This window comes from Enterovirga sp. GCM10030262, from assembly GCF_042666435.1.
In the GTDB taxonomy this organism is placed as follows: domain Bacteria; phylum Pseudomonadota; class Alphaproteobacteria; order Sphingomonadales; family Sphingomonadaceae; genus Allosphingosinicella.
In genome coordinates, this window is record NZ_JBHTDC010000002.1 from 45,000 (window position 1) to 67,312 (window position 22,313).

The 22,313-nt window shown below is 65.9% G+C and carries 21 protein-coding genes; 9 read left to right on the plus strand and 12 right to left on the minus strand.

Features of this window, described 5'->3' with window-relative positions; translation table 11 throughout:
- Window positions 1–94: 94 nt before the first annotated feature.
- Entirely contained in the window at window positions 95–718 is a 624-nt protein-coding gene (locus ACFQRC_RS09385) for a hypothetical protein (protein ID WP_379960517.1), read from the minus strand.
- The gene (locus tag ACFQRC_RS09390) at window positions 715–1,260 is read right to left on the minus strand and encodes an RNA polymerase sigma factor (RefSeq protein WP_379960519.1); all 546 of its coding nucleotides are present in this window, start codon (window positions 1,258–1,260) and stop codon (window positions 715–717) included. The genes ACFQRC_RS09385 and ACFQRC_RS09390 overlap by 4 nt, the downstream gene beginning before the upstream one ends.
- A gap of 65 nt (window positions 1,261–1,325) precedes the next feature.
- Between ACFQRC_RS09390 and ACFQRC_RS09395 the strand changes: the two genes are divergently transcribed.
- The gene (locus ACFQRC_RS09395) at window positions 1,326–2,396 is read left to right on the plus strand and encodes a phosphotransferase (RefSeq protein WP_379960521.1); all 1,071 of its coding nucleotides are present in this window, start codon (window positions 1,326–1,328) and stop codon (window positions 2,394–2,396) included.
- A 56-nt stretch (window positions 2,397–2,452) separates the two neighbouring features.
- Here the strand turns inward: ACFQRC_RS09395 and ACFQRC_RS09400 are convergent, their stop codons facing one another.
- The 3 genes from ACFQRC_RS09400 to ACFQRC_RS09410 all read right to left on the minus strand — a co-directional run bounded on the left by ACFQRC_RS09400 (window position 2,453) and on the right by ACFQRC_RS09410 (window position 5,320).
- Window positions 2,453–4,246, minus strand: a complete 1,794-nt coding sequence (locus ACFQRC_RS09400; protein ID WP_379960523.1) for an acyl-CoA dehydrogenase C-terminal domain-containing protein — start codon at window positions 4,244–4,246, stop codon at window positions 2,453–2,455.
- Window positions 4,247–4,285: 39 nt separating this feature from the next.
- The gene (locus ACFQRC_RS09405) at window positions 4,286–4,735 is read right to left on the minus strand and encodes a MerR family DNA-binding transcriptional regulator (RefSeq protein ID WP_379960525.1); all 450 of its coding nucleotides are present in this window, start codon (window positions 4,733–4,735) and stop codon (window positions 4,286–4,288) included.
- A 69-nt stretch (window positions 4,736–4,804) separates the two neighbouring features.
- The gene (locus ACFQRC_RS09410) at window positions 4,805–5,320 is read right to left on the minus strand and encodes a hypothetical protein (protein WP_379960526.1); all 516 of its coding nucleotides are present in this window, start codon (window positions 5,318–5,320) and stop codon (window positions 4,805–4,807) included.
- 99 nt (window positions 5,321–5,419) lie between these two features.
- Between ACFQRC_RS09410 and purF the strand changes: the two genes are divergently transcribed.
- Window positions 5,420–6,910, plus strand: coding sequence for an amidophosphoribosyltransferase (gene purF, locus ACFQRC_RS09415; protein ID WP_379960527.1), 1,491 nt, complete (start codon window positions 5,420–5,422; stop codon window positions 6,908–6,910).
- Window positions 6,911–7,013: 103 nt separating this feature from the next.
- Complete coding sequence (locus ACFQRC_RS09420; RefSeq protein WP_379960529.1) at window positions 7,014–7,724, plus strand: SDR family NAD(P)-dependent oxidoreductase; 711 nt, start codon at window positions 7,014–7,016, stop codon at window positions 7,722–7,724.
- Between the two features lie 91 nt (window positions 7,725–7,815).
- Here the strand turns inward: ACFQRC_RS09420 and ACFQRC_RS09425 are convergent, their stop codons facing one another.
- From ACFQRC_RS09425 to ACFQRC_RS09435, 3 genes are all read right to left on the minus strand, one after another.
- Window positions 7,816–9,078 (minus strand): class I SAM-dependent methyltransferase, encoded by a 1,263-nt coding sequence (locus tag ACFQRC_RS09425; protein WP_379960531.1) that lies wholly within the window; start codon window positions 9,076–9,078, stop codon window positions 7,816–7,818.
- Between the two features lie 16 nt (window positions 9,079–9,094).
- On the minus strand, window positions 9,095–10,117 hold the full coding sequence (locus tag ACFQRC_RS09430) for a 2-oxoacid:ferredoxin oxidoreductase subunit beta (protein WP_379960533.1): 1,023 nt from the start codon (window positions 10,115–10,117) through the stop codon (window positions 9,095–9,097).
- 81 nt (window positions 10,118–10,198) lie between these two features.
- Window positions 10,199–12,163 carry a 2-oxoacid:acceptor oxidoreductase subunit alpha gene (locus ACFQRC_RS09435; RefSeq protein ID WP_379960535.1) on the minus strand — a complete coding sequence of 655 codons (1,965 nt, stop codon included), beginning with the start codon at window positions 12,161–12,163 and terminating at the stop codon, window positions 10,199–10,201.
- A gap of 143 nt (window positions 12,164–12,306) precedes the next feature.
- On the opposite strand from ACFQRC_RS09435, the gene ACFQRC_RS09440 reads away from it, so the two are divergent.
- Entirely contained in the window at window positions 12,307–13,254 is a 948-nt protein-coding gene (locus ACFQRC_RS09440) for an alpha/beta hydrolase (protein ID WP_379960537.1), read from the plus strand.
- A 145-nt stretch (window positions 13,255–13,399) separates the two neighbouring features.
- Window positions 13,400–13,876 (plus strand): RNA pyrophosphohydrolase, encoded by a 477-nt coding sequence (locus ACFQRC_RS09445; RefSeq protein ID WP_379960539.1) that lies wholly within the window; start codon window positions 13,400–13,402, stop codon window positions 13,874–13,876.
- 91 nt (window positions 13,877–13,967) lie between these two features.
- Here the strand turns inward: ACFQRC_RS09445 and ACFQRC_RS09450 are convergent, their stop codons facing one another.
- Window positions 13,968–14,753, minus strand: a complete 786-nt coding sequence (locus ACFQRC_RS09450) for a TerC family protein (protein ID WP_379960541.1) — start codon at window positions 14,751–14,753, stop codon at window positions 13,968–13,970.
- Between the two features lie 295 nt (window positions 14,754–15,048).
- Here ACFQRC_RS09450 and ACFQRC_RS09455 point away from each other — a divergent pair, with 295 nt between their 5' ends.
- Complete coding sequence (locus ACFQRC_RS09455) at window positions 15,049–15,447, plus strand: energy transducer TonB (RefSeq protein WP_379960543.1); 399 nt, start codon at window positions 15,049–15,051, stop codon at window positions 15,445–15,447.
- Window positions 15,448–15,502: 55 nt separating this feature from the next.
- On the opposite strand, the gene ACFQRC_RS09460 is transcribed toward ACFQRC_RS09455, so the two are convergent.
- Window positions 15,503–15,934, minus strand: coding sequence for a hypothetical protein (locus ACFQRC_RS09460; RefSeq protein ID WP_379960545.1), 432 nt, complete (start codon window positions 15,932–15,934; stop codon window positions 15,503–15,505).
- Between the two features lie 302 nt (window positions 15,935–16,236).
- Here ACFQRC_RS09460 and ACFQRC_RS09465 point away from each other — a divergent pair, with 302 nt between their 5' ends.
- Genes ACFQRC_RS09465 through ACFQRC_RS09475 form a run of 3 tightly spaced genes read left to right on the plus strand, consistent with a single transcriptional unit; the run spans window position 16,237 to window position 19,722 of the window.
- A complete protein-coding gene (locus ACFQRC_RS09465) occupies window positions 16,237–17,451 on the plus strand; it encodes a hydrolase (RefSeq protein WP_379960547.1) in 1,215 nt (404 codons plus the stop codon).
- Window positions 17,448–18,467, plus strand: a complete 1,020-nt coding sequence (locus ACFQRC_RS09470) for an arginine N-succinyltransferase (protein WP_379960549.1) — start codon at window positions 17,448–17,450, stop codon at window positions 18,465–18,467. The genes ACFQRC_RS09465 and ACFQRC_RS09470 overlap by 4 nt, the downstream gene beginning before the upstream one ends.
- A gap of 1 nt (window position 18,468) precedes the next feature.
- Window positions 18,469–19,722 (plus strand): N-succinylarginine dihydrolase, encoded by a 1,254-nt coding sequence (locus ACFQRC_RS09475; RefSeq protein ID WP_379960551.1) that lies wholly within the window; start codon window positions 18,469–18,471, stop codon window positions 19,720–19,722.
- 11 nt (window positions 19,723–19,733) lie between these two features.
- Here the strand turns inward: ACFQRC_RS09475 and ACFQRC_RS09480 are convergent, their stop codons facing one another.
- Together ACFQRC_RS09480 and pdhA are read right to left on the minus strand one after the other, a co-directional pair.
- On the minus strand, window positions 19,734–21,134 hold the full coding sequence (locus ACFQRC_RS09480) for a pyruvate dehydrogenase complex E1 component subunit beta (RefSeq protein ID WP_379960553.1): 1,401 nt from the start codon (window positions 21,132–21,134) through the stop codon (window positions 19,734–19,736).
- Window positions 21,135–21,230: 96 nt separating this feature from the next.
- Window positions 21,231–22,301 (minus strand): pyruvate dehydrogenase (acetyl-transferring) E1 component subunit alpha, encoded by a 1,071-nt coding sequence (gene pdhA, locus ACFQRC_RS09485; RefSeq protein WP_379960555.1) that lies wholly within the window; start codon window positions 22,299–22,301, stop codon window positions 21,231–21,233.
- Window positions 22,302–22,313: the final 12 nt, after the last annotated feature.

Consider the following 22,313-nt stretch of genomic DNA (forward strand, 5'->3'; position numbering starts at 1 on the left):
CGATCGACCTAGTCTCGGGAAAAGCGGAAAGCTGTCGCATTCTTAATGAAAAAATTACCATCGCGTGGGGCGGAAAAGGCCCGCCCCCCGCGTTTCAGCCGCCCATGTCGCGGTCCAGGCGGGCCTCTTCGCGATATTCCAGCTCCAGCGCGCGCAGCCGCTCGAGCTCGCGTCGCAACCTGCGGTTGCCGCGCCAGAAATAAAGGAAGGTGAGGATCACGGCGATCGAGGCGCCCGTGCCCCAGGGCCAGTCCATCACCCCTTCCACGAAGGCCGCGCCGAAGCCCGCCAGCCCCTCGCGCTCGAGGCTGTGACCGAGCAACGCGCCCAGCAGAACGCCCGGCAAGAGGAACCAGAGGCCGAAAGTGGAGCGCCTGAGGTCCGTTTCGGCATTGGCCGCGGCGACCCGGACAAGGGCGCACCGGTCGGCGGATTCGATGCTCGCCGCCATGCGGCCGAGCCGATGACGTCGCCACGAGGACCAGCCGATGCCGGCTATCGCCAATATGCCCACCGCCAGGGTCGCCGGCGCGGGTTTCAGGAACAGCGAGATGACGACAGCGGCGACCAGCAAGACGGCGATGCCGAAATCGGCGTAGCGAAGCAGCCGCGCCTTGAGGCTCGCTCGCCGCGCCAACGCGCGGAAGGCATATTCCTCCTCCTCCGACAGATCCTGCTTCCAAAGCCGCGTAATCGCGTCGAAATCGGGATCGTTCACGATTTTCGCTCCATGATGGCGCGAAGCGCGGTCTTGGCGCGCTGGCAGCGGAGCATCGCCGCATTGGTGGAGATGCCCAGTATCTCGCCGACCTCGCCGTAGCTGAACCCCTCGAAGCACAGCACGATCGCCTCGCGCTGCGGGATCGGGAGCAGCTGGATCGAGGCGACAAGCTGTTGCTTCATGTCCTTGTCCATCGCGATCTCGTCGGGGGGCGGGGCGGCTGACTGGAGGTCGTCCGGCAGCTCCACCTGCCTCGGTTCCCGCGCGCGCCGTGTCACGTGCGAAATGGACCGTTTCTGCGCGATGCTGGCGACGAAGGTACGCAGGGCCGCGTCGCCACGCCAAGCCGGCAACGCCACCCAGATGGCCAGCAATATATCCTGGACCAGCTCGCGGCGGAGCGCGGGATCGGCTTCGTAGGACAAGGCGATGCGGGAGATAAGGCCGGTGCAGCCGGAGGTGACCGCCTCGAACAATTGCGCGCGATCCATCCGGACGGGCACCGTGTCGGTGTCTCCAAGGCCCGCGCGTGCCGCCATCGAAATCCCCCTCATTGTCTGTTACCCCGAAGCCCGCACGGCGGCAAAGGACGAATGAGACGGGGATGGACCGGAAAGCGCAGAATAGCGGCACCATCGCGGTGCGGGACGCCCACCGCTTCGACGTCGCCGGTCTCCAGACCTGGATGGAGGAGGAAGTGGCGGGTTTCGCCGGGCCGCTGTCGGTCGAGCAGTTCAAGGGCGGCCAGTCCAACCCGACCTACCGGCTCGTCACGCCCGACCGCTGCTACGTGCTGAGACGCAAGCCGCCCGGCAGGCTGCTGCCCGGCGCCCACGCGGTCGATCGCGAATATCGGGTCATCTCGGCGCTGGGAAAAGCAGGCTTCCCCGTCGCCGAGGCATTCGGCCTGTGCGAGGACGAGAGCGTGATCGGCACGGCCTTCTACGTGATGGAGATGGTCGAGGGTCGGATATTCTGGGAGGCGGCGCTGCCCGAAATTCCAGCGGCCGAACGCCGCGCTTATTTCGACGCGATGAACGCCGTGATCGCCCGCCTCCACACCATCGACCCCACCGCGATCGGGCTAGGCGATTATGGCAAGCCGGGTAATTATTTCGAGCGCCAGATCGGCCGCTGGTCGAAGCAATATCTGGGCGACGCCGAGGCCGGCCGCCTGCCCGCGATGGACCGGCTGGTCGAGTGGCTGCCCGCCCATATTCCGGCCGGCGAGGAGGAAGCGCGCATCATCCATGGCGATTTCCGCTGCGACAACATGATCTTCCACCCGACCGAGCCGCGAGTGCTGGCGGTGCTGGACTGGGAGTTGTCGACGCTCGGCCACCCGCTCTCCGATTTCGCCTATCATATGATGATGTACCGGATGCCGGCCGGGCTCACCGCGGGTCTCGCCGGGATCGACCTTCGCGCGCTCAGCCTGCCCTCCGAAACGGACTATGTCGCCGCTTACTGCCGCCGCACCGGCCGCGACGGCATCCCCGACCTCGATTTCTACGTAGCGTTCAACATGTTCCGTCTCGCCGCCATCCTCCACGGCATCAAGGGCCGCCTCGCCCAAGGCACCGCCGCCTCCGCCCATGCCGACAAGATGGTGGCAGGGCTGGAGGGACTGGCCGAACTGGCCTGGGAGCAGGCGCAACGCGCGGGGGCGCCGTGACATAACCGGCGCGGAATCGTCGGCGGGCAAGCATGTGACGGCCGCCGGGACTCGGTTCAGAACGCCTCCGCCGGCAGGGCCATCAGGCTCTCCGCGCCGGCTTCGATCTTGCGCCGCTCGGCGCCCGCCTGGGGGAGGATGCGTTCGGCGTAGAAGCGGCCGGTGACGAGCTTGGCCTGGTGGAAATCGGCATCCTCGGCGCCGGCGGCCAGCGCGGCGGTCGACGCCTTGGCCATGCGCAGCCACATCAGCCCCAGGGTCACCAGGCCCATCAGGTTCATGTAGCTGTAGCTCGCCGCGCCGGCGTTGTCGGGGTTGGCCATGCCGTTCTGCATCAACCACATCGTCGCCGACTGGAGGTCGGCGACCGCCTTCTCCAGCGCCGCCGCGATGGCGGCGCTGCCTTCGCTCGCCTTGGCTTCGGCGACCTCTTCGGCGAGCAGCTTGAAATAGGCCTGGACGGCGCGACCGCCGTTCAGCGCGAGCTTTCTTCCGACCAGATCCAGCGCCTGGATGCCGTTAGCGCCCTCGTAGATCATGTTGATGCGGGCATCGCGGACGAACTGCTCCATGCCCCATTCGCGGATATAGCCGTGGCCGCCATAGACTTGCTGGCTGTTGGTCGCGACCTCATAGCCCTTGTCGGTGAGGTAGCCCTTGATGACCGGCGTCAGCAGCGAGATGAGGTCGTCGGCGGCGACCCGCTCCTCCTCGGTCTGGGCCTTGCGGGCAAGATCGACCTGGAGCGAGCCCCACAGGATGAGCGCGCGGGCGGCCTCGTTATAGGCCTTGCCCTCCATCAACATGCGGCGGATATCCGGGTGGACGATGATCGGATCGGCCTTTTCCTCCGGCTCCTTGGCGCCGGTGAGCGAGCGGCCTTGCCTGCGATCCTTGGCGTACTGGACCGCGTTCTGGCGGGCGACCTCACCCTGGGCGAGCCCCTGGAGGCCGACCCCGAGCCGCGCCGCGTTCATCATGATGAACATCGCGGCCAGGCCCTTCTCCGGCTCGCCGACCAGCCAGCCGGTGGCGCCGTCATAATTGAGCAGGCAGGTCGAATTGCCGTGGATACCCATCTTCTCCTCGATCGAACCGCACACCACGCCGTTGCGAGGCCCAAGCGAGCCGTCTTCCTCGACGAGGAATTTGGGAACGATGAAGAGCGAGATGCCCTTCACATTGTCGGGCGCGCCTACGCGCTTGGCGAGAACGAGATGGATGATGTTCTCGGTCAGGTCATGCTCGCCCGAGGAAATGAATATCTTGGTGCCGCTGATCCGATAGCTGCCGTCCGGCTGTTCCTCCGCCTTGGTGCGCAGCAGGCCGAGATCGGTGCCGCAATGCGGCTCCGTGAGGTTCATCGTGCCGCTCCATTCGCCCGACACCATCTTCGGCAGATATGTGGCTTTCTGCTCGTCCGAGCCTTTGATGAGGAGCGAGGCGATCACGCCCTGGGTAAGGCCGTGATACATTTCGAACGCCTGGTTGGCGGAGACGAGATATTCGGTGATCGCGGTCGAGAGGACGTGCGGGAGACCCTGTCCCCCGAATTCCTCCGGCGCCGACAAGGTGCCCCAACCGGCTTCACGGAACCGGTCGTAGGCGTCCTTGAAGCCCGGCGGCGTGGTCACCGAGCCGTCTTCGTGGCGAATGCAGCCATGTTCGTCGCCGACCGCATTCAACGGCTGGAGAACCTGCTCGGCGAACTTCGCGCCCTCCCCAAGGATCGCCTCGACCATGTCCGGCGTCGCATTCTCGAAGCCGGGCAGGTTCGAATAGCGCTCCAGGCCGAGGAGGTGGTCGAAGATGTAGCGTGTCTCGCGGACGGGGGCGGTGTAGCTCGGCATTGCGATGGACTTCCTGTTGTGCGGGAGGACGACCGTCGGTCAGTCGTCGGCGCGGTTCCACTTCGTCTTGCCGCCGCTGGTCTCGGCGGTGGCGACCATGTCGATGAAGCGTTCGAGCTCGTCGATGGTGGCGTCGATGTCGACGCGCTGTTTCTTGAGCAGATCGACGCGCGCCGTGCATTTCTCGATGGTGACCCGGCGCTGCGCCTCGCGGTCGTCGCCCAGATCGTAGAGATCGATCATCTCGCGTATCTCGGCAAGGCTGAAGCCGACCCTCTTGCCGCGCAGGATCCAGGCAAGCCGCGCGCGGTCGCGCCAGCCGTAGATGCGCGACAGGCCGACCCGCTGGGGCGCGATCAGCCCCTCATCCTCGTAGAAGCGCATCGCGCGGGCGGTGACGCCAAACTCCTCGCACAGATCGGTGATGGAATAGGTCTGAGTGCTATGCTCGGCGTGGCGAAAATCGGAATGGAGGGCGGATTGAGGCATGGCCCGGACCTCTACTTTACGTTCACGTCAACGTCAATGCGGACCCCTCTTCAACTCCAGGGAGAGGGTTCAGCCCGTGGGCGACATTCCCGCGCAGAGCGACTCACCGACCAGGTCCTTCGCCTTGAGCGCATCCTCCGCGGTCGCGCCCTTGCGCTGGAAGGTGGCGCCACCGAGGGTCGCGCGGGCGCCGCAATAATAAGCGCAGCCATCGGGAATGGCGGCGGGCAAGGTGATCGTCCCGCCGGAGATGCTGGCCTCGATCGCGCAGGTCTCGTCGCCGGCCATGGTCAGGTGCAAGGTTTCGCCCTCGCGCACCGCCGATCCGCTGCCCGAGCAGCTGTGCATGTTGCCGCCCCAGACGACGAGGCCGAAGCGGGTGTCGCCGGTGCCCCGGTCGATCATGCACAATTGGTTGGTGGCGCCGGCATCGCCGCCTTCGTAGAGTCCGGTGAGGGTCGCGGTGCCGACCGCCGCCGCCACCGCATTATCGGCCGCGGCCTCGGCGCCGACGGCATTGCCCGTCTCGTCGTCGCCGGTGCCGCAGGCGCCCAGCAGCGCCAGCGCGAACAGGATTTTCTTCATTCCGACTCCCTGGGTTCCTGCGCCCAAGCCTAGTGAAATCCGCATCTTTTCCGAAGCTTTTTGTGACAATAGGGCGACAAAGCCGGTTCGCGCTCCTATATGCGCGGCAACTTGGCGAGCATGGGCGAGAAGATGCTGACCACCCACCCTTTCGACGACGACAAATTGCGCGAGGAATGCGGCGTATTCGGCATCTGGGGCGCCGACACCGCGTCCGCGGTCGTGGCGCTCGGGCTGCACGCGCTCCAGCATCGCGGCCAGGAAGCCGCGGGCATCACCAGCTGGGACGGCCGCGCCTTCCACAGCCACCGCGCCCAAGGCCATGTCGCCGGCAATTTCGACAAGGACGACATCATTCGCAGCCTCGCCGGCCAGGCGGCGATCGGCCATGTCCGCTATTCGACGACCGGCGAGACGGCGCTCAGGAACGTCCAGCCTTTGTTCGCGGAGCTCAGTTCCGGCGGCTTCGCGGTCGCGCATAACGGCAATATCTCCAATGCGATGAAGGTCAGGCGCGAGCTCAACCAGCGCGGCTCGATCTTCCAGTCGACATCGGACACCGAGGTCATCATCCACCTCGTGGCGACCTCCACCTACCGGACGCTACTCGACAAGTTCATCGACGCGCTGAAGCATGTGGAGGGCGCCTACAGCCTCGTCTGCCTGACCAGCGAGGGCATGATCGCCTGCCGCGATCCGCTCGGCATAAGGCCTCTGGTGATGGGACGGCTCGGCGACGCCTATATCTTCGCATCCGAGACGGTGGCGCTCGACGTGGTCGGCGCGACCTACATACGCTCGGTCGAGCCGGGCGAATTGATCATCGTCTCCGAACGCGGCGTCAAATCGCACCGGCCGTTCGCCGACGTGCGGCCCCGGCCGTGCATCTTCGAGCATGTCTATTTCGCGCGGCCCGACAGCATCGTCGACGGCTCTTCGGTCTATTCGGTTCGCAAGCGCATCGGCGCCGAGCTGGCGATCGAGAATCCGGTGGAGGCCGATTATGTCGTGCCGGTGCCCGATTCGGGCGTGCCGGCGGCGATCGGCTACGCCCAGCAATCGGGGATACCGTTCGAGCTCGGCATCATCCGATCGCATTACGTCGGCCGGACGTTCATCCAGCCCGGCGATCAGGTTCGGCATCTCGGCGTCAAGCTCAAGCACAATGCCAATAGCGCGCTCATCCAGGGCAGGAGCATCGTTCTCATCGACGATTCGATCGTGCGCGGGACGACCAGCCTCAAGATCGTCCAGATGCTGCGCGACGCCGGCGCGCGCGAGGTCCATATGCGGATCGCGAGCCCGCCGACGCGGCATAGCTGCTTCTACGGCGTCGACACGCCCGAACGGGCGAAATTGCTCGCGGCGCAGATGAACGTCGCGGAGATGGCCGATTACATCAACGCCGACAGCCTGGCCTTCCTGTCGATCGACGGCCTCTATCGCGCCCTGGGCGAAGATTTGCGCGAGGAAGCCCAGCCACAGCATTGCGACGCCTGCTTCACCGGCGACTATCCGACGCGGCTCACCGATCATGAAGAGCATGAGCCCGCGGACCAGCTGGCTTTGCTAGCCGAACGCTACGCCTAGTTGGGTCCCGTCACCCTGAACTCGTTTCAGGGTCCACCTTCGAGCATCCGACGCTTCATGCGCATGGATGCTGAAACAAGTTCAGCATGACAATCGAGGAATGATGACCAAGGTCTTTGAAGGGAAGCTGGCGCTGGTGACAGGCGCCAGCCGGGGGATCGGCGCGGCGACGGCGGAGGCGCTGGGGCGCGAGGGCGCTCACGTCGTGCTGACCGCGCGCACGGCGGCGGGGCTCGAGGAAGTCGAGGAGCGGATTCACGCCGTCGGGGGCAGTGCCACGATCGCGCCGCTCGACCTTACCGACGGCGAGAGCATCGCCCGACTCGCGCAGGCAATCTCCTCTCGCTGGGATGCGCTCGACATGCTGGTGCTCAACGCCGCCATGCTGGGATCGCTGACGCCGGTGCCGACGATCGACGGCAAGGAATTCAACAAGGTCCTGACCCTGAACCTCATCGCCCAGCAGGCGCTGATCGCCGCCTTCGATCCGATGCTGCGCCGGAGCGAGGCGGGCCGGTTGGTCGCGGTCACGTCCAGCGTCGGCCGCTCCCCCCGCGCCTTCTGGGGCGCCTATGGAGCGTCGAAAGCGGCGCTGGAGACCCTGGTGCTCAGCTACGGCGAAGAGGTGCGCAACCTCGCGCCGATCAAGACATTGATCGTCGACCCCGGCGCCACCGCCACCACGATGCGCGCGCGCGCTTTTCCCGGCGAGGATCCGATGACGCTCAAGACCCCCACCGTCGTGGCGGAGGCGATGGTGGAGATGTTGAAGGAAGATTTCGAGACGGGGCATCGGCTGGAAATCGCAGCCTAGCACAGTCCCGTTCGTCCCGAGCGAAGTCGAGGGGCGCAAGTGATGACTCCGTGCCCCCGCCCCTCACTCCGCTCGGGACGAACAAGATCCTCTATCCGTTCACCAACGTCACCTGCGCCACGTCGATGCCGCCGCCTCGGAAGCCGCCCTCGCAATACATGAGATAGTAGCGCCACAAATCGTGGAACGTCTCGTCGAAGCCGGCGGGGAGGCGCCCCTCCTCGACCGCCGCATCGTAGCGTTCGCGCCAGCGTTTCAGCGTCTCGGCATAATCGAGGCCGAAACCGCGGCGATCCCTCCATTCAAGCCCAGCTCCTTCCGCGATCACACGGAATCGCTCTTCGCTCACCAGCATCCCACCGGGGAAAACGTAGGTCTGGATGAAGTCGGCGTTGGCCGCATAGGCCTCGAACAGAGGCTCGCGGATCGAGATGAGCTGGAGCGCGGCGCGGCCGCCAGGCTTCAGCGCGCGGGCAATCGCCTGAAGGTAAGCGGGCCAGTAATCCTGGCCGACGGCTTCGACCATCTCTATGCTAGCGACGGCATCGAAGCGGCCTTCCACATCCCGATAGTCGACGAGCTGGATGGACACTCGATCCGACAGCCCGGCCCTTGCCATCCGCGCGTCGGCCCAGCCCTTCTGCTCAGTCGAAAGAGTGAGGCCCACCACCTCGACTCCGTAATCGCGCGCCGCGATCTCGGCCAGTGAACCCCAGCCGCAGCCGATTTCGAGCAGGCGCTGGCCGGGCTTCAGGTCCAGCCGGTCGAGCAAGGCGCGAATCTTGCGCGCCTGCGCCTGCTCCAGCGAGTCTCCGGCCGCGAAGAGGGCGCTCGAATAGGTCATGCTCTCGTCGAGCCATGCGCGGTAGAAATCGTTGCCGAGGTCGTAGTGGAAGGCGATATTCTCGCGCGCCCGCGCTTTGCTGTTGCGGCGGAGGAAGTGGGCGGCCCGGTTGACGGTGCGCCAAACCCCCTTGGCGCGGGCCACCTGGCCGAGGCTTTCGCCATTGCGCATGAACAGGTCGAACAAAGGCACCGGATCGGGGCTCGACCATTCGCCCAGCGCCCAGGCCTTGTACCAGCCCACCGAGCCCGAGCTGATCAAACGCACCAGCGCCCGCCAGCTATGGACGTGGACGACAGGCATCGGCCCCGGCGCGCGGCCGCCGAGGATGCGGTGCGAGCCGTCGGGCAATGTCGAGTCGATGCCGCCTTCGATCAGGCCGGCGTCCATGCGATCCAGGATTTTGTGGAAGCCGCCGCCGAAGAGGCGCGCCAGCAATCCCCCGCCGGTCGCGAAGCCGCGATCGGCGGCGACGAGGTGACGCCCGCGAAGGATTGGCTGCTGGTTCACACTCCTCCCCGCACGATCAGATGAGGTGCGGCTCCTTGGTGACCATCCAGCTCTGGCCCTTGCCGACCAGGGCCTGGAGGTCGGGGACCTTGCCGGCGGCGGCGGCGGCATTCTGTTCGACGACGGCGCTCTCGAAGGTCGGCGCGGGATCCTCGTAGATGATTCCCAGCGCCATCGGGAAGGCGCCGAAGGGCATGTCGATCAGCATGTGAGCGATCATCTTGTTGGCCGCGCGGTGGACGATGACGTCGGCCGCCTGCCAGTCGCCGTCCGCGACATCGACGACCTTCACGGTCAGCGCCTCGCGGTCGAGGGTCAGGCCTTTGGAGCCGCCCGCGAACAGCATCGGCTCGCCTTCCTTCAGCCAGAGCTGCTTGTCGGCATTCTCCTTGGCCGTGAACGGCGCGAACACGTCGTCATTATAGACGATGCAATTCTGGAATATCTCGACGAAGGCGGCGCCCTTGTGGTTGTGCGCGGCCTTGAGCAGGTCGGGCAGATTCTTGTTCACGTCGATGCCGCGCGCGACGAAACGGGCGCCCGACCCCAAAGCGAAGGCGCTGGGGCTGGCCGGGCGATCGACCGATCCGAACGGCGTCGACGGCGAACGGGTGCCGACCCGCGACGTGGGAGAATATTGGCCTTTCGTAAGGCCATATATCTCGTTGTTGAACAGCAATATCTGGCAATTGAGGTTGCGCCTGAGGACATGCATCGTGTGGTTGCCGCCGATCGACAAAGCGTCGCCGTCGCCGGTGATGATCCACACGTCGAGCTCCGGATTGGCGAGCTTCACGCCCGTCGCGATCGTTGGCGCGCGGCCGTGGATGGTGTGGAAACCGTAGGTCTCCATATAATAAGGGAAACGCGACGAGCAGCCGATGCCGGAGACGAACACGATATTCTCGGGCTTCACGCCGAGCTCCGGCATGGTGCGCTGCACGGCCTTCAGCACCGCATAATCGCCACAGCCGGGGCACCAGCGCACCTCCTGGTCGGTGGCGAAATCCTTGGCGGTGAGCTTGGTCATTTCGTTCATCGGATCAAATCCAGCCCCACAGGTAAAGGATAAGCAAGAGCACCACGATCAGCATCGCGACAAGGGCGACCGGACGCTGAGTCATAACGCGACGTCTCCCTCTGCTCCCCGGCGAAAGCCGGGGTCCAGCTGCGCCGGACTCTGGGCCCCGGCTTTCGCCGGGGAGCAATCTTGCAGCGTCTCCTCAATGGCCGCTTCGATCTCGGCGATCTTGAAGGGCTGGCCGGACACTTTGTTGACCGGCCGCGCATCGACCAGGAACTGGTCGCGGAGCAGGGTCTTGAGCTGGCCGGTGTTCATCTCGGGCACGATGACGCGATCGTAGGAGCGGAGCAGCGCGCCGAGGTTCTTCGGCATCGGCCAGATGTGCCGGATGTGGATATGGGCGACATCGAGCCCGCGGCTGCGCATGCGGCGGACGGCCTGGTGGATCGGGCCGTAGGTCGAGCCCCAGCCGACGACGGCGAGGCGGCCGCCTTCCTCGCCGAGGCACACATCCTGCGCGGGGATGCTCTCGGCCACGCCAAGCACCTTGTTGGCGCGCATCTCCGTCATCGCCTGATGGTTGGCGGGGTCATAATCGATATGCCCGGTGCCGACATTCTTCTCGATGCCGCCGATGCGGTGGGTGAGGTTCGGCGTCCCCGGCTTGATCCAGACACGGGCGCGCTTCCCGTCGCGGGCATAGGGGTTGACCGCCTCGCCTTCGGCCGGCGCTTCATCGTGGAACTGGACCGGGAACGGGGCATAGCCGCCCATGTCGGGCACTTTCCAGGGCTCGGCGGCATTGGCGATATAGCCGTCGGTCAGCAGCATCACCGGCGTCATGTACTGGACCGCAATCCGCACCGCCTCGATCGCGCAATCGAAGGCGTCGGCCGGCGAGCGGGCGGCGAGGACCGGCATCGGCGCATCGCCGTTGCGGCCATAGACCGCTTGATACAGGTCCGACTGCTCGGTCTTGGTGGGAAGGCCGGTGGAAGGGCCGCCGCGCTGCGAATTGACGATCACCAAAGGCAGCTCGGTCATGATCGCCAGGCCCATCGCCTCGCCCTTGAGCGCGATGCCCGGACCCGAGGACGAGGTGACGCCGAGCGAGCCGGCGAAGCTCGCGCCGATCGCGCTGCCGATGGCGGCGATCTCATCCTCCGCCTGGAAGGTCGTGACTCCATATTCCTTGAGGCGGGAGAGATGGTGGAGGATCGCCGAAGCCGGCGTGATCGGATAGCCGCCGAAGAACATCGGCAGGCCGGCGAGCTGCGTGCCCGCGACCAGCCCCAGCGAGATCGATTCGGCGCCGGTGACGGTGCGGTAGAGGCCGGGCTCGGCCGGGGCGGGATCGATATGGTGCTGGTGGAACTGGCCGCCGATCTCCGCCGTCTCGCCATAAGCATGGCCGGCGTTCAGCGCGGCGATGTTGGATTCGGCGAGGACCGGGTTCTTGGCGAACTTGGTCTTGAGCCATTCCTCGATCGGCGTCCGGTCGCGGTCGAACATCCAGAGCGCGAGGCCCAGCGTCCACATATTCTTGCAGCGCAGCGCCTCCTTGTTGCCGAGCCCGAACGGCTTGACGGCATCGAGGGTCAGCTGGCTGATGTTGAAGGCCATGACCTGCCAGCGAGCGAGCGAGCCGTCCTCCAGCGGATTGGCCTCATAGCCCGCCTTGGCGAGGTTGCGCGCCCCGAATTCGCCCTGGTCGGCGATGATCAGGCCACCGGGCTTCAGGTCCGCGACGTTGGTCTTGAGCGCCGCCGGGTTCATCGCGATCAGGACGTCGGGGGAATCGCCCGCCGTCTCGATGGCCGAAGAGCCGAAATTGATCTGGAAGGCCGAGACGCCGAACGTCGTCCCCTGCGGCGCCCGGATCTCGGCCGGAAAATCCGGGAAGGTCGCGAGATCGTTGCCGGTGAGCGCGGTCGACAAAGTGAACTGGCCGCCGGTCAGCTGCATGCCGTCGCCGCTGTCGCCGGCGAAGCGCACGACCATGGCTTCGAGCGGCGTCGCCTGCTCGGCGTCTTCAGTTACCAGATGGGTGGCCGTCGCCATGGTCTTCCTTCAAATCGGTTTACTGGGCGACCCCTAGCCCCGGCATCGGCCCGCCACAATCTCGGCTTGGCCGTGGCAGGTCGCCGGACTTCGCCTAAGAACCCTACATAGTGTCCGCGATTCGCTTCTCAAACGGAGATTCCATGGCAGAGCCCTTTGTCCGCGAGGATGTCCGCCGCTTTCTCGATTATCTGAACGCTTTGCCCGGCCCGAGGAGCCACGAGGCGGGGCCGGTCGAGGCGCGCGAGATGATGCACGCCTCGCGCCACGTCGCCGACGCGCCGGTGGGGACGCTGGCGGTGATAAGCGACCTCGCCGCGCCGGGACCGGCGGGCGACATTCCGCTGAGGCTCTACGACCCGCGCGAGAGCCGCGATCCGGGGCCGGTCCTCGTCTTCTATCATGGCGGCGGCTTCGTGCTCGGCGATCTCCACACCCACGAGCCGTTCTGCGCCGAGATCGCGCGGCTGCTCGACATGCCGGTGGTGGCGGTCGACTACCGCCTCGCGCCCGAGCATCCCTGGCCGGCGGGCGTCGAGGATTCCATCGCCGCCGCGCGCTGGGTGGCGGAAAGCCCCGACGCGTTGGGGCGGGAGGCGACGGGCCTCATCCTCGCCGGGGACAGCGCGGGCGGGAATCTCGCCATCGTCACCGCGCTGGCGCTGCGCGACGAGCCGGCGGCCGTGCCCGTGCTGGCGCAATGGCCGATCTATCCCGCGGCCGACCCGGCCCAGGGCTATCCGAGCTTCACCGATTTCGGCGAGGGCTATTTGTTGACCCGCGAAGGAATGCGCTGGTTCGATGAATGCTACCGCCCCGATCCGAAGGACTGGCGCTATTCGCCGCTGGTGAAGAGCCAGGAGGGCATGCCCCCCACCCTCGTCGTCACCGCCGGCCTCGATCCCATCCGCGACCAGGGCCGCGCCTACGCCGCCGCCTGCATCGAAGCGGGCGTCCCGACCATCTTCCGCGAGGCAAAAGGCAACATCCACGGCTTCATCAATTTGAGGAAGGCGATCCCGTCGTCCGAGGAGGATATCAGAGGCTGCGTCGTCGCGCTGCACCTGCTGCTGACGGAAACGCTGTCGTGAGCCCCGTTTTCATTTGTCACCCTGAACTTGTTTCAGGGTCCATGGCGGAGCCCCCTCCGGCTTCGGCAAGTTCACGTCGACGGAGGCGCGCGGGACGAAGGTGGATGCTGAAACAAGTTCAGCATGACGAGTGGGGTGTTCGAGCATGACCACGCCCGCCTCCCTCCCCTACCGCCCCGCCGCCGGCGTGATGCTGCTCAACCACGAGGGCAAGGTGTTCGTCGCGCAGCGCCTCGATTCGACGCTCGAAGCCTGGCAGATGCCGCAGGGCGGGCTCGACGAGGGCGAGGACGCCGAAGGCGGCGCGCTGAGGGAGCTGGAGGAGGAGACCGGCATCGCGCCCGATCTGGTCGAGATTATCGCCCGCTGCCCGGTGGAACTCACCTACGACCTCCCCGACGACCTCGTCGGCAAGATGTGGAAGGGCCGCTACCGGGGCCAGCGCCAGGCCTGGTTCCTCTGCCGCTTCACCGGCCGCGACGAGGATGTGAACATCGAGACCGAGCATCCGGAATTTCGCGCCTGGAAATGGGCCGACCCGGCGGAGCTTCCGGCCATGATCGTGCCGTTCAAGAAGACGCTCTACGAGAATGTGCTGAAAGCGTTCGAGAAGTGGCTGTAGCTCCTCCGAGCCCACGTCATTGCGAGCGCAGCGAAGCAATCCAGCCGCTCAGCCTGGATTGCTTCGCTCCTCGCAATGACGGCGGTTAGACTCAGCCGCTCGTCTCCACCGCCGTCTTCCGCCGCCGCGACCAGATGTTGAGCGCCTCGATCCCGGCCGAAAAGGCCATGGCCGTATAGATATACCCCTTGGGCACATGCACTCCGAAGCCGTCCGCGATCAGCACGGCGCCGATCATCAGCAGGAAGCCCAAAGCCAGCATCACCACGGTCGGGTTCTGCTTGATGAAGTTCGCCATCGGATCGGCGGCGAGCAGCATCACCAGCACCGCCGAGACCACCGCGATCACCATCACCGGCAGATGCTCGGTCATGCCGACCGCCGTCAGGATGGAATCGACCGAGAAGACGAGATCGAGGATCAGGATCTGCGCGATCGTCGCGCCGAAGGTCATCGCCTTGCGGCCGGCATCCAGGAAATCGTCATTGGGGTGCGGATCGACATTGTGGTGGATCTCCTTGGTGGCCTTCCACACCAGGAACAGGCCGCCCGCGATCAGGATGAGGTCGCGCCAGGAAAATTGGGTCTCGAAGCTCGGCTCGCCATACGGACCCGGCGATCCCTGGAACCCGAGATCGAAGACCGTCGCCGTCAGCCCGACCAGCCAGGCGATCATCGACAGCAAGGCCAGGCGCATGAACAGCGCAAGGCCGATGCCGACGCGCCGCGCCTTCTGCTGCTGATGCTCGGGCAGCTTGTTGGACAGGATCGAGATGAAGATGAGATTGTCGATGCCGAGCACGATCTCCATCACCACCAAGGCGGCGAGCGCCGCCCAGACGGCGGGATCGGCGAAAAGGGCGAAAAGGCCTTCCATATTGACTTGAGCTCCCTGCTTGCCGGCCCCAGGGCCGGCGGTCGTCACAACGGATTGGCGGGAGGCAGGAAGGGAAAAACGCCCTGGACCTGCATCGAGCCAACCCGATGCGGTCCGACATCACGATCAGGACGATCGCCAGAGGGGCCCGGCCCGCGCGGCTTTTCTAGGGATGGGTTGGGCGGACTTCAAGCGCGTCAGCGGAACAGATTGCATATCCCGGCGCCAGTCCACCGCTTCAGCCGTCGCAAACATTCAAGCTGACACCCGTGTGTGCGGCGTTATACTCCGGTCGATGCGCAACTTGCTTCCTGCGAAGGGGATTGCCTGGTTTTTCTGCCTCTCAGGTTGCGCTGTCCCGGATCCCGCTCTTGGCGGCTCGGACGACCGGGTCGTCCCCGCTTATCCGGCAAGGCTCACTGAGGGGCGAATCAGCACCAGTGACTATCCGGCCACGGCCATGACACACGGAGACCATGGCCGCACCTCCGTTACGCTGCTGGTGGATGCGAGAGGGCGAGTGACGAAGTGCAAGATCGAATCTTCAAGTGGAAGCGCCGCGCTGGATGACGTCACGTGCGATCTCATGAGGGCGCGATTCCGATACGAGCCTGCCAGAGACGCCGGTGGTAAAGCCGTGCCGTCAATGACGACCGAGAGCGTGAATTGGAGGCTTAGCGATTGGCCCGGGTGATACGAACCGTGATGATCCATCGCCCCGCCACCCATTGCTGACTTAGGAGCTCAACTCACCAGTCCCCGGGTAGGTCTAACAGATAATGCCATGCTTCCTCGACGATGGCGGGCATCATAAACCAGGCCAACGAGCAGCCGAGCCAAGTGACGATCGCCCAGCGGGCGCGTTTCCCCCGGAGCCACTCGCGCGCCCCGATCGGAAAACGGTCCTTGCGCCACATCCAAACGCCGAGTGTAAGGGCGGCGCCATTCACCCACAGCCAGGCGATGATCCGGCCGGCGTGCGGCGAAGTCTCAAGACTAAACCCGGTGGCGGCGCGAACGACCCAAAGAAGAAGGGCAACGTGGATAATGACAACCGGCACGACATAGATGCCGAGTTTCGCAATGGTCTCGGCCTCTAGTCGCTCAAAGAGCTCCGCAACGGCATCCGGCTCAACTCCGTTTTCGTAGAGCTCCACGCCAGAAGAATCCTGCTTTTTCATGTGTGGCTTGCCTACAACATGCGTCGCCAAGTGACAACGCTGCGGGCTACAACGACCGCAGCTAACCACACGCAGCAGTCAATCGTCTGCGTTCCAATCCACTTTAACTTTCCTACAGCCGCCGGCCCATGTTCTGGTGGCCGGATGATCTCATTCGCAGGCCAACCCAAGCATCCCCGCGGCATCCCACAGGACGAGACTGACACGGCCAATGCGAAACGCATGGCATGTCTCAACTTCCTCAATTTCACCGGCTCCGGCTGGTGTGGCGCCAGCGCGAATCATCGGCTAAGGCGCTCGTCATGCGGGGTCTGACGAGTGACGAACGCGCGGCTATCGAGCACGCCGCCGGCGAGCCGATGCTCGACCAGGTTACCGCCTGGGCGGCGATCAACAGCGGCTCGCGCAATCTCGCCGGCCTGGCCGCGATTGGCGATACGCTCGCCCAGGCCTTCGCCGCTTTGCCCGGAGATGTCGCGCTCCTGGAACCAGCGGCGGTTGACGCGATGGCGTCGGACGGATCGCTGACGACGGTCGAACATGGCAGGAACTTGCACGTCAGGGTCCGGCCCGACGCGCCCGTCCAGCTGCTCTTCACCGGCCATATGGACACGGTGTTCGGCGTCGCCCACCCGTTCCAGAACGTCGTCTGGCGCGAAAAGGGCAAGGTGCTCGGTGGCCCCGGCGTCGCCGACATGAAGGGCGGCATCGCGGTGATGCTGGCGGCGCTCAGGGCGGTCGAGACGAGCGAGGCGGCGCGGACCCTCGGCTACGAGATTGTCATCAACAGCGACGAGGAGGTCGGCTCGCCGGGATCGGCGGCTTTGCTCGCCGAGGCGGCACGGGGCAAGAAGGCGGCGCTGACCTACGAGCCGTCGGCGCTGCCGGACGGGACCCTGGCCGGAGCGCGGCCCGGCAGCGGCAACTTCTCGATCTTCATCCAGGGCCGCAGCGCCCATGCCGGGCGCAACCCGGAAGACGGGCGCAACGCCATCGTCGCCGCCGCCGACCTGACCCTCAGGCTCGCCCGCGCCAGGGGCGACGGCCTCTCCGTCAATCCCGCCCGGATCGACGGCGGCGGGCCGAACAACGTCGTTCCCGATCATGCCGTACTGCGCGTCAACATGCGTCCGGTCGACGCGGAACGGCAAAAGCGCGCGCAGGCGGCGCTGGACCAAGCTGTCGCCGCCGTCGCGGCCGAGCATGACGTCTCCATCCACGTCCATGGCGGCTTTGCCCGGCCGCCCAAGCCGCTCGACCCCAAGGCCGAGGCACTGTTCGCCCTGGTCAAAAGCTGCGGCGCCGATCTCGGCCAGGAGATCAGCTGGCGCGCCACCGGCGGCGTCTGCGACGGCAACAATATCGCCGCCTGCGGCGTCCCCGTCGTCGACACGATGGGCGTGCGCGGCGGCGCCATCCATTCCTCGGACGAATATCTGATCGTCGAGAGCCTCGTCGAGCGCGCCCAGCTCTCCGCCCTCACCATCCTTCGCCTCGCTTCCGGAGCCGCTTTGTGAGTTTTCGAATCCGCCCCGCCACCAACGACGATTTCCAGGCCATCTACGAAATGGCGAAGCTGACCGGCGGGGGCTTCACCAACCTGCCGGCCGACAAGGCCTCGCTGGTCGATAAATTGATCCGATCGCAGGAGGCCTTCACCAGCGACAGCGAGACGCAATCCGACGATCTGTTCGTGATGGTTCTGGAGAATGTCGAGACCGGGCAGATACGGGGCACCTGCCAGATATTCGGCCAGGTCGGCACCGAATGGCCCTTTTACTCCTATCGCGTCAGCACCCTCACCCAGACGTCCAAGGCGCTCGGCAAGACGTTTCGCGCCGAGATGGTCACCCTGGTCACCGACTTCGAAGGATCGAGCGAGGTGGGCGGCCTGTTCCTCCATCCCGGCGAGCGCGCCGGCGGCCTCGGCCTGCTCCTCGCGCGCAGTCGTTACCTGTTCATCCGCCAGCACCGCAAAAGGTTCGGCGACCGCGTGCTCGCCGAGCTTCGCGGCGTCATCGACGAGGCCGGCGGGTCGCCCTTCTGGGACGCCATCGCCGGACGCTTTTTCGGCATGAGCTTCCAGGAAGCCGACGAGTTCAATGCGATCCACGGCACCCAGTTCATCGCCGACCTGATGCCTAAGACGCCGATCTACACCGCCATGCTGCCGGAAAGCGCGCGGGCGGTGATGGGCGTCCCGCACCCATCGGGCCGCGCCGCGATGAAGATGCTGGAGCGCGAGGGCTTCCGCTTCGACGGCTATATCGACATTTTCGACGGCGGTCCGACCATGTCGGCCAAGACCGACGAGGTGCGCTCGATCCGCGAATCCCGCGAGCTCGTCGTCTCGGCGGTCAGCGACGACATCGATCACGAGCCGGTGATGCTGGCCGCCGGGCATCTGACCAGCTTCGTCGCCTGCTACGGCCAGGTCGGCGTGGAGCCGGACGGCACCGCGACGTTGAGCCAGGAGGCCGCCGCGATGCTCGGCATCGGCCCCGGCGACCGCTTCGTGACGATGGGGCGCTGACATGGCGCTCCAGGAGATCAATTTCGACGGCATCATCGGCCCGAGCCACAATTATGCCGGCCTCAGCCTCGGCAACCTCGCCTCCGCCGCCCATGCGCGCCACGTCTCGCATCCGCGCGACGCGGCGCTGCAGGGGATCGAGAAGATGCGGCACAATGTCCGCCTCGGGCTCGTCCAGGGCCTGTTCGTCCCCCTGCCCCGCCCCAATCACGAATGGCTGGCCGACCTCGGCGCGACCGCCGACGACGTGCCCGACACGTTGCGGCCGGCGGCCTTCTCGGCCTCCGCCATGTGGGCGGCGAACGCCGCGACCGTCTCGCCCGCGCCCGACACGGCCGACGGCCGCTGCCATATCACGGTCGCCAACCTGCGCACCATGCCGCATCGCAGCCACGAATGGCCGGACACCTTGTCGCAGCTGCGCCTCGCCTTCGCGGACGGCGCGCATTTCCACGTCCACAAGCCGGTGCCGCCTGCGTTCGGCGACGAGGGCGCGGCCAATCATATGCGGCTCTGCGCCGGCCATGGCGAGCAAGGCGTCGAAATCTTCGTCTATGGCAGGCGCGGCGGGGCCTTTCCGGCGCGCCAGCATGTCGAGGCCAGCCGCGCCATCGCGCGCCACCACGGCCTCGATCCGGAGCGAACCCTGTTCGTCGCCCAGTCGGAGGAAGCGATCGCCGCCGGCGCCTTCCACAACGATGTGGTCGCCGTCGCCAACGAGAATGTCCTCCTCGCCCACGAACAGGCTTTCGAGGATCGGGTGGATTTCTACGCGTCGCTGAAGCGGCTGCTGCCCGAGGTGGAGATTGTCGAGGTTCCGGCAGATGCTGTCAGCCTGGAAGACGCCGTTAAAAGCTATCTGTTCAACGCCCAGCTCGTAACCTTGCCCGATGGCGGGATGGGCCTGATTCTGCCCGAAGAGGCCCGCGAGACGCCGTCGGTCTGGACCTGGCTGGAGGCGATGGTCGCGGGCAACGGCCCGATCCGGAAGCTGTTCGTGGTCGATGTGCGCCAATCGATGGCGAATGGCGGCGGCCCCGCCTGCCTCCGGCTCCGCGTCGTCGCCAATCCCGCACACGTCGACCCGCGCTTCATCGCCAACAAGGCGAAGCTCGACACGATCGGTGAAGTGATCCGCGAGCATTGGCCCGAAAGGATCGCGCCGGCCGACCTGTGCGATCCCAAGCTCCGGCAGCGCATCGAAAGCGCGCGCGCCGCGCTCATCGAGGCGCTGGGACTGAACGAGCTACTCTAGCTGCGCAAATTTCAGCGGTAGCAGACCTTCTTTGCCGCCGCGACGACATCACCGACCTTGATCAGCGCCATCTTCTCGAGATTGGCCGCATAAGGCAGCGGCACGTCCTCGTTGGTCACCCGCAGAACCGGAGCGTCGAGGTCGTCGAATCCCTCCTCCATCACCACCGCCATGATCTCCGAGGAGACTGAGCAGACCGGCCAGCCTTCCTCGACGCAGACGAGGCGGTTGGTCTTGGCGAGGCTCTTGAGCACCGTTTCCGTGTCGAGCGGCCGGAGGGTGCGAAGGTCGATCACCTCGGCTTCGATGCCTTCCTCGGCGAGCTTCCCCGCCGCGTCGAGCGCGACGCCGACGCCGATCGAATAGCTGACCAAAGTCACGTCCTTGCCTTCGCGGGCGATCCGCGCCTTGCCGATGGGCAGGACATGATCGTCGAGCTTGGGAACGTCGAAGCTCTGGCCGTAAAGCAGTTCGTTTTCGAGGAATACGACCGGGTCTTCAGACCGGATCGCGGCCTTGAGCAAGCCCTTCGCATCGGCGGCGCTGTAGGGCGCGATCACGATCAGGCCGGGCACGCTCGCATACCAGGGTCCGTAATTCTGGCTGTGCTGGGCGCCGACCCGCGCCGCCGCGCCGTTGGGGCCGCGGAAGACGATCGGGCAGCGCATCTGGCCGCCGGACATGTAGTTGGTCTTGGCGGCCGAATTGATGATGTGGTCGATCGCCTGCATGGCGAAGTTGAAGGTCATGAACTCGACGATCGGGCGCAGCCCGCCCATCGCCGCGCCGGTGCCGACGCCGGCGAAGCCATATTCGGTGATCGGCGTATCGATGACGCGCTTGTCGCCGAACTCGTCGAGCAGGCCCTGCGTGACCTTGTAGGCGCCCTGATATTCGGCGACCTCCTCGCCCATCACGAAGACGCGGTCGTCGGCGCGCATCTCCTCGGCCATCGCGTCGCGCAGCGCCTCGCGAACGGTGGTGCGGACCATCTCCGTGCCCTCCGGCACTTCGGGGTCCCTGATCTCGGACTTTTCGACCGACGCGACCAGGTCGCGCGCGCCGGTCTCCATCTGCTTCTGCTCGGCCTGAGCCTCGGGCGCCGGCTCCGCTTTCTCGTCGGAGGGCTGCTGGACGGGCTCCGCCTCGGGCGCGGCCGAAGCCTCCTCGCCCTCGCCGGCGATGAGGGCGATGACGGTGCCGACCTTCACCTCGTCCGTGCCTTCGGCGACCAGTATCTTGGCGATCGTGCCTTCATCGACCGCCTCGAATTCCATCGTCGCCTTGTCGGTCTCGATCTCGGCGAGGATGTCGCCGGCCGAGACCGTGTCGCCCTCCTTCACCATCCATTTGGCGAGCGTGCCCTCCTCCATCGTGGGGCTGAGCGCGGGCATTTTGAGTTCGATCGGCATGTCAGGCGCTCCGCGTCACCCCGGCGAAGGCCGGGGTCCGGAAGAAGGGACGGGATTGGATCCCGGCCTTCGCCGGGATGACGGTGAGGACAGCCATCAGTATGTCTCCACCAGAACGTCGGTGTAGAGTTCGGAAGGATCGGGCTCCGGCGATTGCTCCGCGAAATCGGCCGCCTCGACGACGATCTGGCGAATATCCTTGTCGATCGCCTTCATCTCGTCCTCCGTCACGCCCGCCGCCTCGAGTTCGCGCTTCACATGCTCGATCGGGTCGGACTTGTCGCGTACCGCCTGGACCTCGTCGCGCGAGCGATATTTGGCAGGGTCCGACATGGAATGGCCGCGATAGCGGTAGGTCTTCAGTTCGAGCAGGATCGGCCCCTTGCCGCCGCGCACCCATTCGAGCGCCGTCGTGGCGGCGCCGCGCACAGCGAGCACGTCCATGCCGTTGATCTGAAGGCCGGGAATGCGGAACGATTCGCCGCGCTTATAGAGCTGGTCCTCGGCGCTGGAGCGGTTGACGCTGGTGCCCATCGCATATTGGTTGTTCTCGATCACGAAGATGATCGGCAGCTTCCACAGCGACGCCATGTTGAAGGCTTCGTAGACCTGGCCCTGATTGGCCGCGCCGTCGCCGAAATAAGCGAGGCAGACACCGCCGTCGCCGGCATATTTGTGCTTGAAGGCGAGGCCGGCGCCGAGCGACACCTGCGCGCCGACGATGCCGTGGCCGCCGTAGAAGCGATGCTCCACGGAAAACATGTGCATCGAGCCGCCCTTGCCCTTGGAGATACCGGCCTGGCGCCCGGTCAGCTCGGCCATGATGACCTTGGGATCGATGCCGTAGGCGAGCATGTGACCGTGGTCGCGATAGCCGGTGATAACCGAGTCCTTGCCGATCTCCAGCGCCGACTGGAGCCCGACCGCGACCGCTTCCTGACCGATATAGAGGTGGCAGAAACCGCCGATCAGGCCGAGGCCGTAGAGCTGGCCGGCGCGCTCCTCGAAGCGGCGGATGAGCAGCATCTGGCGGTAATATTCGAGCAGTTCCGCCTTGTCGGCCTGGTGCCGCTTCGGCTCCGACGGCCGTTCGCGGTTCGGAGTCGCCGGCGGCGGCGCAACGTCCTTTTTCGAGCTGACGCGCTTCGACGATGCTGCCTTGGCCACTGTCCCGGCCCT